Below are 13,798 nucleotides of genomic sequence, written 5' to 3' on the forward strand. Positions count from 1 at the left end.
CTAAAAAAATAACTACTATGACTTTAAATGCCATACTTGTTGAAGACGAAGCCAATAGCCGGGAGATTTTGCGTAACTATCTCGGAAAATATTGTACAAACGTCAAGCTCTTGGGAGAGGCGGCGTCAATCCAAGAAGGACTTGACCTTATTTCCAAAAACGATCTTGACCTTGTTTTTTTAGATGTGGAAATGCCTTTCGGAAATGCCTTTGACCTTCTTGATCAATTGCCCGACCGTTCCTTTGAAACCGTTTTTGTAACGGCCTATAACCAATATGCCGTGGATGCCCTGAACAGCCATGCGGCCTATTACCTTATGAAACCCATAAATATCGACGAGCTCGTAAAGGCCGTGGAATATGTTCAGGAAATCAAACAAAAAGAGAACGAGCTCGAAGATAAGGTCTTACAACCGAAGTTGAAATCGGTACAGGGAAAGATAACCCTGCCACAGCAAGATGGGTTTCAGGTATTGAACGTGGCCGATATTCTTTATTGCAAGGCCGATGATAATTATACCGAGATCTATTTAGAGAACAAAAAGATTTTGGTAAGCAAGACTTTAAAGTATTTTGAAGAGGCCCTGACCGATTTTTCCTTTGCCCGTATCCATAAATCGTATTTGGTAAACGTTGATGAGGTGGTCAAGTACAGAAAGGGAAAAGGCGGTAGTGTAGTAGTTTCGAACGGAAAGGAACTATTGGTCTCAGCTTCGAAAAAGAAAGAGCTTTTGGCGTATTTTTAAAGAAAGAACAAGAATAAAACACCAAGATGATAAAAACGATTAACGGAAAGACCCCACAATTCGGAGACGATTGTTTCATTGCTGAAAATGCCACCATTGTGGGAGAGGTAAGTATGGGCGACCAATGTAGTGTTTGGTTCAATGCCGTACTTCGGGGCGATGTGCACTATATAAAAATGGGAAATAAGGTCAATGTACAAGATGGGGCCATAGTGCACTGTACCTATCAAAAATCGCCCACCACTATCGGTAATAATGTTTCCATAGGGCATAACGCCATAGTTCATGGGTGTACCCTAAAGGATAATGTGCTGGTAGGGATGGGAAGCATCATTATGGATGATTGTGTGGTAGAGAGCAATAGCATTATAGCTGCGGGAGCAGTGCTGACCAAGGGCACCCATGTGCCGGCCGGAAGCGTCTTTGCCGGTACACCGGCAAAAAAGATAAAAGATATAAGTCCGGAACTCAGTTCGGGCGAAATCGATCGTATAGCAAACAATTACGTCACCTACTCGGCTTGGTTCAAAGAATAGGACGCCTTAAGGCCGAGGTTGGCACTTGAACTTTATTTGCTATTTTTGCACCCACTAAAAAATAAAAATAATGAATGCATATATATTTCCCGGACAAGGAGCGCAATTTGTAGGTATGGGGTTAGACCTCTACGAGAACTATCCCTTGGCCCAAGAACTCTTTGAACAGGCCAATGATATCCTTGGTTTTCCGATAACGGATATAATGTTCGAAGGTACGCCTGAAGACTTGAAGCGGACCAAGGTTACGCAACCGGCTATTTTTTTACATTCGGTTATTTTAAGTAAGGTAATGGGCGACAGTTTTAAGCCGGATATGGTGGCCGGTCATTCTTTAGGCGAGTTTTCCGCTTTGGTGGCCAACGGAACCTTGAGTTTTGAAGATGGTTTAAAATTGGTATCGCAACGTGCCTTGGCCATGCAAAAAGCCTGTGAGCTTCAGCCCAGTACTATGGCAGCGGTTTTAGGTTTGGAGGATGCCCTTGTAGAGAAAATATGTGAGGAGACACCTGGTATTGTCGTTGCGGCGAACTATAACTGCCCTGGGCAATTGGTGATTTCAGGTGAGGTGGAAGCCATTGAAAAAGCGTGCGTGAAAATGAAGGAAGCGGGAGCTAGAAGGGCTTTGGTACTTCCCGTAGGTGGCGCTTTTCACTCTCCCTTGATGGAGCCTGCCCGGGAAGAACTGGCGGCGGCCATAGAGAATACGACTTTTGCTAGTCCGAAATGTCCGGTTTATCAGAATGTGACTACCGTTGCTGTGAGCGATTCCGCGGAAATTCAGAAGAACTTGATTTTGCAATTGACCGCTCCCGTAAAATGGACGCAAAGTGTGGAACAAATGGTGAAGGACGGAGCTTCCCTGTTTATCGAGGTCGGCCCCGGCAAAGTGCTTCAAGGACTGGTAAGAAAAATTGTTCCGGGAACAGAAAGTCGATCGGCAGATATCCCGAGTTGATCTTTATTCCGTATATTATGTAGTTTGTCCGTAAAACCTTGATTTAACCCCTAATTTAAGGTTGAGGACGATTTTTTTAGTAATATTGACGCCCATTTAGCCACGACCTACTTTATTTGCTGTGTATTGAATTTGTATTCAAAGGACAGTTATGAAATTGAAAAAGAAAATACTTCGTTCTGTCAATGACCTGAGAACCATTGGCAAAGCATTTTTATTGTTGGTTCTACTTAGTTCCGGCCAATCGTTGATGGCCCAGACTGTTATTTCCATTACCTCATCTGACAACAGTGCAGCTGAGACCGATGGAAATACGAATGGGGCAAGTTTTACGATATCGAGGAACACTAATAATTTGGGAGAATTTAATGTTGTTACTTTTACTGTTGGGGGTACTGCTACCGAAAACGATGATTTTGAGCCCTTTACAAGGAATGTGACTTTGAATAGCCTCAACCCTTCTAGAACGATTAATGTTAATATCGCCCAAGACGATTTGGTCGAAGGCAATGAAAGCATTGTTATTACCCTATCTGGTGCTAGTAGTGGTACGATTAACCCAATCGCTAGGTCTGTTACTTTAAATGTTGCGGATGACGACCAAGGGACCTTTACCTTGGAAAGACTGGATGCCAATGCCGCCGAAGTAGAAGCGCCAGGTGCAGCCAATCTGGGGCAATATGTAGTGAAATTGGATAAGGCCAACGGAACGGGAACGCCCATTACGGTGCCCTATTCCTTTACTGCTGCAAGTACCGCCACCCGAAATGTCGATTATGTGGTTCGAACGGTGACCAATCTTACCCAAGGCCAACTTTCTTTTCCGGCCGGGGTAAACCAGGTCAACCTGTTTATCGATGTAATTGACGATACGGATCCCGAACCCAACGAAACCGCAATCCTTCAATTGGGTACCCCTAGTAATACTACCCTGTTTTCAGTCAACCAGCCTGGTGTTGCGGGAAGAACGGTTACTATTCTTGATAATGACTGTGTGGCCGGGGATACCCCGCCTGCCATCAATGGAGCAAGGCTGACGACTTTTTGTAATCCGCCCAGCACAAGTGTCAATTTAAATACTTTTGTCGTTGGCGGTGCCGCAAGTGCCCCTGCGGGTAGTTCGTTGAGGTGGAGTACAACGGCCAACCCAACGGCAGTCGCTAACTTGTTGGCTAACGCCACGGTTACCGCGTCGGGTACCTATTACGCCGTATATTGGGCGAACGACAATTCATGTTATACCGCCAGTAGTGATCCGGTTAGCATAACTATTAACACCCCGCCATCTCCAGGTACTACTACGGCAACTACGCTGTGTAATAACACGGATGGTGATTTTGGGGATACCGCCGTAAACCTTGGTACTTTGATTACGGGAGAAGCTCCGGGTACTTGGAGTTATTCTTCAGGGCCTGAGACGGTTCAGCCGGTAGGGGCCAATGACCGTGTCGAGTTTAGTGGTAAAACGGCCGGTACTTATGTGTATACCTATACTACGACCGGAGCCATAGCTCCTTGTGAAAACGATTCTACACAGGTAATTATTACCGTTGAAGATTGTAATAAATGTGCGGCCAAGATAGCTCCCGCTGTAAATGGGAGCATTCCTACTGATTTTTGTGATGAGATTACTACTTCGTTGACCGACTATATTCAAGGTAGTGCCCCAGCAGGTACCGTTTTACGATGGGCAACAAATGCCGGGAATCCAGTAGGTACTCCTGTTCCGCCCAATAGGATAACCAATCCCTTGCCTGGAACGTATTATGCGTTTTACTATGACACGGCACTGGAATGTGATGGGCCAGTACAGACCATATCGTTGGTGGTAAACCCAACACCGGAAATTACGGATACCGAAGGGGACAGTAGATGTGGGCCGGGCCAGGTCGTTCTTACCGCTACCGCAACGGAAGATGCTACCATTAATTGGTATGCAAGTGCCACCGGTGGTTCGCGCTTAGGCACAGGGGCGAGTTTCACTATCAATAATTTGACGCGTACCGCTTCTTACTTTGTCGAGGCCGAAGCCAATAGTTGTATCTCGGAAAGAACCGAGGTGATAGCTACGATTAATCCGGCTGTTACCGCAGGTAGCCCAGAGGATGCATCTTCTTGTAACGACGAAAGATATGGTACTACCACCTTTGATTTAGACAATACGTTTTCGGTTATCGCCAGTGCCGGTACTTGGGCATGGTTCGACGGCCCTGTCAATGTGAGTCCAAATGCGGATAATGTGGTAGATTTTCAAGGAGTGCCTAGCGGTACCTATGTGTTTACCTATACAACAACAGGGGCCCAGGCACCTTGTGAAAACGAAACGGCCCAAGTTTCTATCGCCGTCAGCAGTTGTGATACCGACGATGATGGTGATGGATTGTTAGGAGGAGTGGAAGCCAGCCTAGGAACCGATCCCGACAATCCCGATACCGATGATGATGGAATAAACGATGGGGACGAAGTAGGTGATGATCCTGCCAATCCCTTGGATGAGGATGGCGACGGTATAATCGATGCCTTGGATTCCAATGTGTTGGATTCTGATTTGGACGGGGTTGTGGATCAATTGGATCCCGGTAACGATAATCCATGTGTGCCTGATAATTCTAACGGATTATGTGATACCGATGGTGATGGAATTACCGATGGACAAGAAGAAGCTGATGGAACGAATCCCTTAGATGCTTGTGATCCCGACATCAACAACGGAAACTGTGACCCGACACCCATTGATCTTGAAGTGATGAAAACGGTTGATAAGGCCGAGGCCATTGCAGGCGATGAGGTTATTTTTACCATTACGGTAAATAATCTATCCAATAGAATTGTTCGGAACGTTATCATAGGGGAGATGTTGGAAGAAGGATTCGACTATAAAGGTCATAACACCTCCGACGGTAGTTATGTATTGACTACGGGTGAGTGGACCATTCCAGAGATATCCGAAGGGGGGACGGTCACTATGACCCTAACGGCAGAAGTACTTGACGGCGGGCCTTATACCAACCGTGCCGAATTACTACAGTCCTTTCCGGTAGACGACAACCCTGATAACGATACTGCTGAGGTGACATTGAATATTGATTTGCCCGAAGGCATCGATTTGGTATTGGAAAAATTTGCTAGGATCGTAAAAGAAGATGACACCTTGGGTGTTCAACGGCCTTACCGAAACTTGAGTAGGGTAAACCCATTGGTCGGACAAGAAGTAATCTTTACTATAAGGGTGACGAACGAATCCAATGAAGATGCGGTTTCCAGAATAATAGTCCGAGATACCCTTTCCTCTGATGTCGATAGTGGTTTGGTGTATATCAGTAGTACGGCAGATAAAGGCGAGTACATACCTGAAACGGGAATTTGGAGTATACCCGAACTGATTAGGAACGAGGTTGCCGTACTTGAAATTAGGATGGCGCTTCCTATCGCCGGTACTTTTGAGAACACCGCGGAAATAACAAGATCTTCTCCAGCCGAAAGTGAAGGAAATTACGATAACAACAGGGCTACGGCCACAGTCAATGTTTCGGAAAGAACAACTGCGGAATTGGGCATAGTCTTCAATCAGTTTTCGCCCAACAATGACGGAACCAATGATGTATTGAAAATCAATAGGGAATTAGAATCGAGATTGGTAGACCTCGTCTACGATATCAAAATATTTAACAGGTACGGTAAAGTGGTTTTCGAAGGTGATCAAATGACCGATGAGGTTATTTGGGACGGAACATGGAAGGGTAAGGAAGCGCCTGACGGTACTTACTTTTATGTTTTAAATTTAACCTTAGAGGAAGAAGTAGAAGGTTTTGAAACCACCACCACTAAAAAAGGCTGGATCCAGCTTATAAGATAATACGGATAATGCAGAATAGAATACTAAAATCCTTTCACGGTTACATCTGCTTTACTATAGGTGTATTGTTTATATCGGCAAACAGCTTTGCTCAAAAAGAACCTCAGTATACGCAGTATATGTATAACATCGGTAGTTTCAACCCTGCCTATGTGGGGTCGGTACAGAATCCGGAAATTGCTGCGACCTATCGGGCCCAATGGCTTGATATCGAAGGTTCGCCGCGCACCATTCGTTTGGGTACCAATATACCCTTTGCCAACGAAAAGAACGGGCTCGGTTTTAATATTATAAGCGACCAGTTAGGGCCGTCTACCCAGACCTACGTTGAATTGGCCTATTCGTACCAATTTAATGTTTCTGACAATACGAAGCTTTCCTTTGGTATGGATGCCGGTGGCTCTTTTTTGAACGTTGACTTTTCAAAAGGTACGTTTGAAAATCCGGGCGAACCTATTTTGGGGCGTGAGACCATTTCTAAGTTTTATCCGACCATTGGTGCCGGGTTCTTTTTATACGAAGACGATATCTGGTACTTAGGGGCGTCGATACCGAACTTTTTGACCGACGGCATCTATAACGATGAGGTGGCCACGATTATAGAAGACAAGCTGCAGTTCAACTTTATTGGGGGCTATGTCTTCGATTTTTCGGAAACCCTAAAGTTTAAACCGGCTTTCTTGATCAACTATATCAATGGGGCGCCTGTGAATACAAACCTTAGCGCCAACTTTTTGTTCAACGATAGGTTTACCATGGGAGCCTCGTACCGATTGGGGAGTGCCGTGAGCGGACTCGTAGGTTTTCAGATAACCAATGGTAGTTTTATCGGCTATTCGTATGACTACAATACCAATCCACTTGGAGAGTTCAGTAGCGGTTCGCATGAAGTGATTCTCAAATTTTATTTGGGTAGGGGAGACGGCTCCGGCGGAAGCGGAAAGAGCTTGAAAGGAAAACCAAAACAAATCGATACGCCTAGATTTTTCTAATATTAGACTATGAAATTCAGAATCTTCATATTATTATTTAGTTTGGCCATAGGGTCTTCCCTTGGTCAAGAGCTGACATCTAAGGGCGATGGATACTTCTATAGTTACGCCTACGAAGAGGCAATTAAGGAGTATAAGAAACAAATGCAATCGGGTAAGTTCATTACCAACCATCAATTGTTGAACCTGGCCGACTCGTATTTTAAAACCGGTGAGTACAACAAGGCTTCAAAAATATACCTTGATATCCATAAGAACGATACCATTATGTCTGCCCATCGTTTTAATAAGATGTTGCAGAGTTTCGGTAAAATCTCGGAACAAGAAAGAATAAGGGCCTTTTTGAAATCAAAAAGCAATGAGCTTGCGAGCGAGTTGGTAGAAAACGCGGAGTTCAATTACCTCCTACGTGAAAAAAAGGAAACCGAGGCTGCGGGTTTCTTCGTGTTTAACCTGAATACCAATAGTGCGTTTTCAGATTTTTCACCAGCCTTTTACAACGATAAACTGTTGTTCAGTAGTGGAAGAAAGAGCAAATCGAAACGGGTTTACGGTCCTTCGGGCGAGTCCTACCTCGATATCTACGAAGCCGATATTGAAAAGGGGGGGAACCTCGATAATGTAAGCCTGTATAAAGGCGTTCCCGATTCGCCGTTCCATAAATCTACACCCTTTTATTCCGAAGCCACAGGTGGTACGTATTACGTGCTTTCAAATGCCGACGGTAAGAACTTGACCTTCGATGAAAAGGGAAAGAATGCTTTGTCCATAGGGATGGCCTATGAGGGTGGGCTTTTCCGTTTTTTATTGCGCGATTTGAGTACTTCCTTCTACTATCCATTTTACGATGATAAAAACGAGCGTCTGTACTTTGCCGCTAATTTTGAAGATAGTTATGGGGGCACAGATCTTTACTATGTGGTGACCAACAACGGCCAAGTTATGTCTGAGCCTATCAATTTAGGACCGCGAATCAATACGCCCGGTAACGAAATAGCACCCTTTGTGTTTGATAATAGCCTTTTCTTTTCTTCCGATGTTTTCTACGGTTACGGAGGTATGGATGTTTACCGCAGTAATATAGGGAGCGGTGATGATTTCAGTATACCTGTAAACTTAGGGCAGGGTATAAATTCAAAATACGATGAGTTCGGCTTTATTATTAGGCCGGGCGAGGGACACGAGCTTATGGGGTATTTTTCTTCCAATAGGCCGGGCGGAAAAGGCAACGACGATATCTACGGCTTTAAAATTACCGAAAAACCAGGTCCTAAAACCTTGATTTTTAGGGGTAAAATAGTAAAGCCTCCCTATGATGAACCTATAGCTGGCGTTGAGGTCCGAGTACTTGATGTTCAAGGAGAGGTTTTAAGTAGAACCGTATCGGGCAAGAATGGGGATTATAAGGTGGAAATACCCTATACGGACATGGTTTCCTTGGAAGTCGTTAAAAACGGCTACTCTACCTTTAAGGAAAGCTACAATCCAAAAGAACTGGCCGAAATACAGAAGCGGCCATTGCAAATAGAGTTACTTTCCTTTGATGATATTGTTAGGGAGAAGGAAGGGAAGAAAGTATTGCACACCAACAACTTTTACTTTGCTTCGGGAAGGACCGATATTACCTTGGAGATGACGCCCGAGCTTGATAAGGTGGTAGATGCCGTCAAAAGGTTTCCGCGTCTAAAGATTGCCATCGAAACACATACCGATAGCCGGGGAAGTAATAGCACCAATAAGCGGCTCTCTCAAAAGCGATCGGAGAATATAAAGAAGTATTTGTTGAACAAGGGTGTTTCACCGAGCAATATTACCAAAGCGGTAGGATACGGGGAAGAGAAAATCTTGAACAATTGTACCAACGGAGTGTATTGTCTCGATTTTCTTCATAAACAAAACTTGAGAACGCTTTTTGTTATAGAAAACTATGACGAGTTAAGCCAGTAGAAAAAAGGGGCTTGCTCCTTCTCTTTTGATTAAAAGACTACGATGTAGAAGTAATAAACGGAGAAGAGCGATAAGAACAAGATACCGGCATAGGTGAGAATTCTCAGCCCTTTTTTAGGCCGATGGGCCTGTGGTATTTCATCGCTCATAACGTTTTTTAGGTTCATATAGCCCACAATGGGCGCTACCACAAAAGATACAAATGTGGCTAGGGAAACCAATTGTCCCATATTGGCACTAAAGGAACTGACCACAATATAGTTTACAAGGGCCAAAACGATTACTCCTACGGCAAAAATACGCTTGTTTCCCGACAGCTTTAAGCGTGGGAGCCCGAGTTCAAGTATGTCGATACTGACCCTGGCGATGGCATCATGGGCGGTCATACACGTACTGAACATGGTAGCAAAGGCCGCTACCGAAATCAAGATATAGGCCCATGGGCCTATATGTGCGGTAAACAGCTGTACGATTTGATCGGCAAAGGTAACGGCGTTCCCGCTGAGTTCGGTTTGAGTGCCGTAAAGCGTCATACATCCGATAGTCAGAAAGAATAGGGCTAGCAGGCAGGTCGTATAATAGCCAACCCTAAATTCCTGTAATGATTCGGAAAGTGAAGGCTTTGCTTGGGTCTTCCATTTCTCTACACTCCATAGGCTGACCCAGCTTGAAGCTTCAACCGTAGTCGGCATCCATCCCATTAGGCTGATCAGAAAAAGAATGCCCGCATTGTTGAAGAGGGGCGGCGGCGTGAAATCGGGTATCCGTTCTACACTGCCCTTAAAAATCACCACTGCCGTCGTTGCCAGCAGGGCAATAAAGAGGAGTGAAACGATAAATTTTAGCGAAACTTCCATAAACCGGTATTTGCCAACGATCAACAGTATGCTGATAAAGCAGAATAGGGCCAAGGCGATCATGTCTATGGAAACATGCGATATCTTTAAAAGGTTAATGAATAGCCCGGCCGTCACCGTATAAAGTGCCGCTAAAATGGTAAAGGTCGATACCAAGGTAATGAAACCATAAAACCACAAATAGGTTTTTCCACGATTGAGGTAGCCTTCGGTCAAGGTTTTTCCGGTAACGTTGGTATAGCGTACGCCGAATTCAAAAAAAGGATATTTGAAAACATTGGCGAGCAAAATGGGTATGACCATGACCCAGCCGTATTGGGCACCGGCCTTGGTAGACAGAACTAAGTGTGACGTACCTATCGCCATACTGGCGAACAGTAGTCCGGGTCCGAGGTTTTTTAGAAGGATTTTCAGTTTGGATAGCATTTCTTTGTATGAGCCGCCTAAATTAATAGTTTAATCTAGAGGTGTCGGCTAAAATTTTATGTTCTTAATCTCCATTGTTTTAAAAAACGAAGATTTTAATATCGACTATGTAGGGTTTTACTTTAAAACGTAAATATACCGGCAAAAAATTAATATTTTTTTATGAAATAAAGGCAGATTTGGAAAGGCGCATCGACATTAAGTGTATATTTAACGTCTATTGTATGGAGTCTTATTTCAATTCTACTAAGGTGAAAGTTGCCACTGAGTACTAAGTAGGTTTGGGAATTGGTGCCAAATGATATATTCAACTAATTCCTAACTACTACTACTACTTATTATGAAAAAAAAACACTATGGAGGGCATTCGGTTTCCTTTACACGAAAGTTCGGTCTATCGGAAGGCAACCTATTGACCTGTATCCTTGCTTTAGCATTTGTTGCCAACGTAAATGCTAATCCTGTAAATTCTAATTTTGAATATGAACTTGCATACTCAAATGACTTGTTTCAATCGACTACTGTTACGGGGCAGGTTACCGATGAGATCGGAGAACCTTTGCCTGGAGCTACCGTACTCATTAAAGGCACGACTGTTGGGGTTACCACCGATTTTGATGGCAATTATTCAATAGAGGTTACCGGTGAGGGTGATTTCTTGCTTATATCTTATTTAGGGTATGCCACAAAAGAAATACAAGTAGGAGTTCAGTCGACGATTAATGTTTCATTGGAACCTGATGCCTCTCAATTAGAGGAGGTTTTTGTTGTGGGCTATGGTACTACGGCGAAAAAGGATGTTACCGGGGCTATATCTTCCGTAAGTGGTGATAATTTTAAAAATTTACCGGTATCGAGTGTAGATAAAGTACTCCAAGGACGACTGGCCGGTGTTCAAGTGGTCAACAACGGTGGAGCACCAGGAGCTGGAGCTTCAATAAGAATCCGTGGTACGGGAACGGTTAATAATTCAGACCCCTTATACGTTATAGACGGTGTGCCTACAAGCAGTATTGCCGGGGTAAACCAAAATAATATCGAGTCTATCGAAGTTTTGAAAGATGCTTCGGCTTCGGCAATTTATGGTACTCGTGCTGCCAATGGAGTTGTAATTATAACAACGAAAAAAGGCAGAAAAGGCGAGAAGACCCAAATGACGTTAGATTCGTATGTTGGCTTTTCTAATGTTGTCAAGACTATTGACGTACTCGATGCGCCTGGGTTAGCTGCGATAAAAAGGGAACGTTACGTTAACGATGGTCTACCCGTTAATGAGATTTGGGAAGATTCCGAATATCTTACCCAAAGAACGAATTGGCAAGATGAGCTGTTCAGAACCGGTACAACCCAGAATGTAGATTTGACCATTACGGGATCAAGTGAGAAATCGTCTTTCTTGTTTGGTTTGGGATATTATGATGAGCAAGGGGTTATCGAAAAGGCCCAGGCCAATCGTCTTAGCTTACAAATAAACTCTGACCATAGGATTAATAGTTGGTTGAAGATCGAGCAAAACCTTTCGCTTTCCACCCGTGCCAGCAATAACTTTGATACCACTTCGGCGCAATCAGGGCTGATTTGGAGTGCTATTCGCTTTCATCCAGGCCTTCCTGTACGTAATTCAGATGGAACATATAGCTCATCTCAAGTAAGTAGTGAGTTCGGCGACATCAACAACCCAATATATACGGTCGATATTGACGACGCAAAAAACAGGACCACTCGAATTTTATCAAATGTGGCCGCTGAAATCACACTGACCCCGGCTTTGAAGTTTAAGGCCAATTTGGGCGTGGATGCCGAGTTGAACGATCAAAGAGAGTATAGTGCGCAGATTTTGGATCAAATTAGACAGAGAGGAACTAGCAGTAGGTACCGAGGGTATAGCGAAACTTATTCTTTTCTAATGGAATATTTTCTTTCTTATAACAAAGTCTTTGGAGACCATGTGGTTGGGGGAGTTGCCGGCTATACCGAACAATCTTTCGATTCACAGGGATTCAGTGCAAGAACGTTTAACGTAGAATCTTCCGATAGCCAGAAACTATTAAAAAATGGAGATGCTGATACGGCAGATGAATTCCGGTCACATGATGGTTTGAAATCAATTTTCGGAAGGTTGAATTATTCCTATAAGGATAAGTATTTAGTTACCGCTACCTTAAGGTCAGATGAATCATCTCGCTTTGCGGATGGCAATCAAAGGGGAACCTTCCCTGCTTTTTCTTTAGGATGGAGACTTTCTGAAGAATCATTTTTTAACGTTCCATTCATTAGTGACCTTAAGTTGACCGGAGGTTGGGGTGAATTGGGGAACCAAAATATCTCAAGGTTGCAATATTTGGCGAGACTAAGTGCAGGTCGAAAATATTCTTTTGGCCTTGATGGAAGCAATCAGGTAGAAGGTGTGTCCCAAGCTAGTTATGCCAACCCAGATGTAACATGGGAGACGGTAGTGATGAGTAATTTTGGCTTGAATGTGGGTATGATGGATAATAGGCTGACAGCTAATTTCAACTATTTTATAAAGAATACGGAAGATATGTTGTTGCAGCCTCCTGCCATTGGTAGTCAGGGCTCGATTTCCTCTCCGTTCCAGAACGTTGGAAAAGTTGAGAACAAGGGACTCGAGATTGAATTGAACTGGCAAGATTCCAAGGGGGATTTCAGCTATGGCATAGGGGCCAACGCGGCCTTTGTCAAGAATAAGGTCATTAAGTTGGTAGATGGTAATTTCTTGGCCTCTGATTTTTATGGCCGACCTAACCAAGAACTGACACGGACCTTTGAAGGGGAGCCTATAGCAACATTCTATGGGTGGAAGGCAGATGGCCTTTTTCAAACACAAGATGAGGTCGATGCCCATGCCTTGCAAGAGGGAGCGGTGCCCGGTGATGTGAGATTTGTCGATATTAATGAAGATGGGGTAATCGACGATGTAGACCGAACGATAATAGGAAGTCCACACCCAGATGTTACTTATGGTATCAATACCAACATCGCCTATAAAGGCTTTGATATTACCGCCTTTTTCTTAGGTGCGGCGGGAGTAGATATTTACAATGCGGACAGAATGCAAGGTCTTGATGCTTCCTATCCTTTTAACGTATATTCCGATATTCAAGGCAGATGGACCGGGCCGGGTACGAGTAACTCAATTCCAAGAGTGTCTACGCTTCGTACGAACCTTAACCATAGAACTTCGGATTTGTTCATAGAATCTGGCGATTATTTTCGTTTAAAAAACCTGACAATCGGCTATTCCTTGCCCGGTGACTATATCGAAAAAATTAGTTTGAGCCGTTTACGCTTATATGTCACCGCTCAAAACCTATTCACAATAACAGGCTATTCAGGTTTGGATCCAGAATTGGGGCTAACCGATGGTAACCTTCAGCAGAATGTTGATTTTGCCCAGTTCCCTCAGTCTAGAACCTTTTTGGTAGGGGTAAACCTTAGTTTTTAATTTAAGAAAAAAGA

8 protein-coding genes are annotated in these 13,798 nt (G+C 43.9%); 7 read left to right on the plus strand and 1 reads right to left on the minus strand.

Annotation, left to right across the window (positions count from 1 at the left end):
* Nucleotides 1-17: 17 nt before the first annotated feature.
* The 6 genes from ZOBGAL_RS11375 to ZOBGAL_RS11400 all read left to right on the plus strand — a co-directional run bounded on the left by ZOBGAL_RS11375 (nucleotide 18) and on the right by ZOBGAL_RS11400 (nucleotide 9,035).
* Nucleotides 18-746 carry a LytR/AlgR family response regulator transcription factor gene (locus ZOBGAL_RS11375; protein WP_013993757.1) on the plus strand — a complete coding sequence of 243 codons (729 nt, stop codon included), beginning with the start codon at nucleotides 18-20 and terminating at the stop codon, nucleotides 744-746.
* A gap of 26 nt (nucleotides 747-772) precedes the next feature.
* Nucleotides 773-1,282, plus strand: a complete 510-nt coding sequence (locus ZOBGAL_RS11380; RefSeq protein WP_013993758.1) for a gamma carbonic anhydrase family protein — start codon at nucleotides 773-775, stop codon at nucleotides 1,280-1,282.
* Between the two features lie 70 nt (nucleotides 1,283-1,352).
* The gene (gene fabD, locus ZOBGAL_RS11385) at nucleotides 1,353-2,240 is read left to right on the plus strand and encodes an ACP S-malonyltransferase (protein WP_013993759.1); all 888 of its coding nucleotides are present in this window, start codon (nucleotides 1,353-1,355) and stop codon (nucleotides 2,238-2,240) included.
* Between the two features lie 151 nt (nucleotides 2,241-2,391).
* Nucleotides 2,392-6,096: a T9SS C-terminal target domain-containing protein gene (locus tag ZOBGAL_RS11390; RefSeq protein WP_013993760.1), complete on the plus strand. Its 3,705-nt coding sequence runs from the start codon at nucleotides 2,392-2,394 to the stop codon at nucleotides 6,094-6,096.
* Between the two features lie 8 nt (nucleotides 6,097-6,104).
* On the plus strand, nucleotides 6,105-7,088 hold the full coding sequence (locus ZOBGAL_RS11395) for a PorP/SprF family type IX secretion system membrane protein (protein WP_013993761.1): 984 nt from the start codon (nucleotides 6,105-6,107) through the stop codon (nucleotides 7,086-7,088).
* Nucleotides 7,089-7,097: 9 nt separating this feature from the next.
* A complete protein-coding gene (locus ZOBGAL_RS11400; RefSeq protein WP_013993762.1) occupies nucleotides 7,098-9,035 on the plus strand; it encodes an OmpA family protein in 1,938 nt (645 codons plus the stop codon).
* Between the two features lie 29 nt (nucleotides 9,036-9,064).
* Here the strand turns inward: ZOBGAL_RS11400 and ZOBGAL_RS11405 are convergent, their stop codons facing one another.
* Nucleotides 9,065-10,318 (minus strand): NRAMP family divalent metal transporter, encoded by a 1,254-nt coding sequence (locus ZOBGAL_RS11405; protein WP_013993763.1) that lies wholly within the window; start codon nucleotides 10,316-10,318, stop codon nucleotides 9,065-9,067.
* A 340-nt stretch (nucleotides 10,319-10,658) separates the two neighbouring features.
* Between ZOBGAL_RS11405 and ZOBGAL_RS11410 the strand changes: the two genes are divergently transcribed.
* Nucleotides 10,659-13,784 carry a SusC/RagA family TonB-linked outer membrane protein gene (locus ZOBGAL_RS11410; protein WP_013993764.1) on the plus strand — a complete coding sequence of 1,042 codons (3,126 nt, stop codon included), beginning with the start codon at nucleotides 10,659-10,661 and terminating at the stop codon, nucleotides 13,782-13,784.
* The last annotated feature ends 14 nt before the right edge of the window (nucleotides 13,785-13,798 follow it).

Source organism: Zobellia galactanivorans, assembly GCF_000973105.1.
Taxonomy (GTDB): domain Bacteria; phylum Bacteroidota; class Bacteroidia; order Flavobacteriales; family Flavobacteriaceae; genus Zobellia; species Zobellia galactanivorans.

Excerpts from the sequence above, each read along its gene's own strand:
- ZOBGAL_RS11375 (WP_013993757.1), top strand. The coding sequence starts at position 18 with ATGACTTTAAATGCCATACTTGTTGAAGACGAAGCCAATAGCCGGGAG.
- ZOBGAL_RS11380 (WP_013993758.1), top strand. The coding sequence starts at position 773 with ATGATAAAAACGATTAACGGAAAGACCCCACAATTCGGAGACGATTGT.
- fabD (WP_013993759.1), top strand. The coding sequence starts at position 1,353 with ATGAATGCATATATATTTCCCGGACAAGGAGCGCAATTTGTAGGTATG.
- ZOBGAL_RS11390 (WP_013993760.1), top strand. The coding sequence starts at position 2,392 with ATGAAATTGAAAAAGAAAATACTTCGTTCTGTCAATGACCTGAGAACC.
- ZOBGAL_RS11395 (WP_013993761.1), top strand. The coding sequence starts at position 6,105 with ATGCAGAATAGAATACTAAAATCCTTTCACGGTTACATCTGCTTTACT.
- ZOBGAL_RS11400 (WP_013993762.1), top strand. The coding sequence starts at position 7,098 with ATGAAATTCAGAATCTTCATATTATTATTTAGTTTGGCCATAGGGTCT.
- ZOBGAL_RS11405 (WP_013993763.1), bottom strand. The coding sequence starts at position 10,318 with ATGCTATCCAAACTGAAAATCCTTCTAAAAAACCTCGGACCCGGACTA.
- ZOBGAL_RS11410 (WP_013993764.1), top strand. The coding sequence starts at position 10,659 with ATGAAAAAAAAACACTATGGAGGGCATTCGGTTTCCTTTACACGAAAG.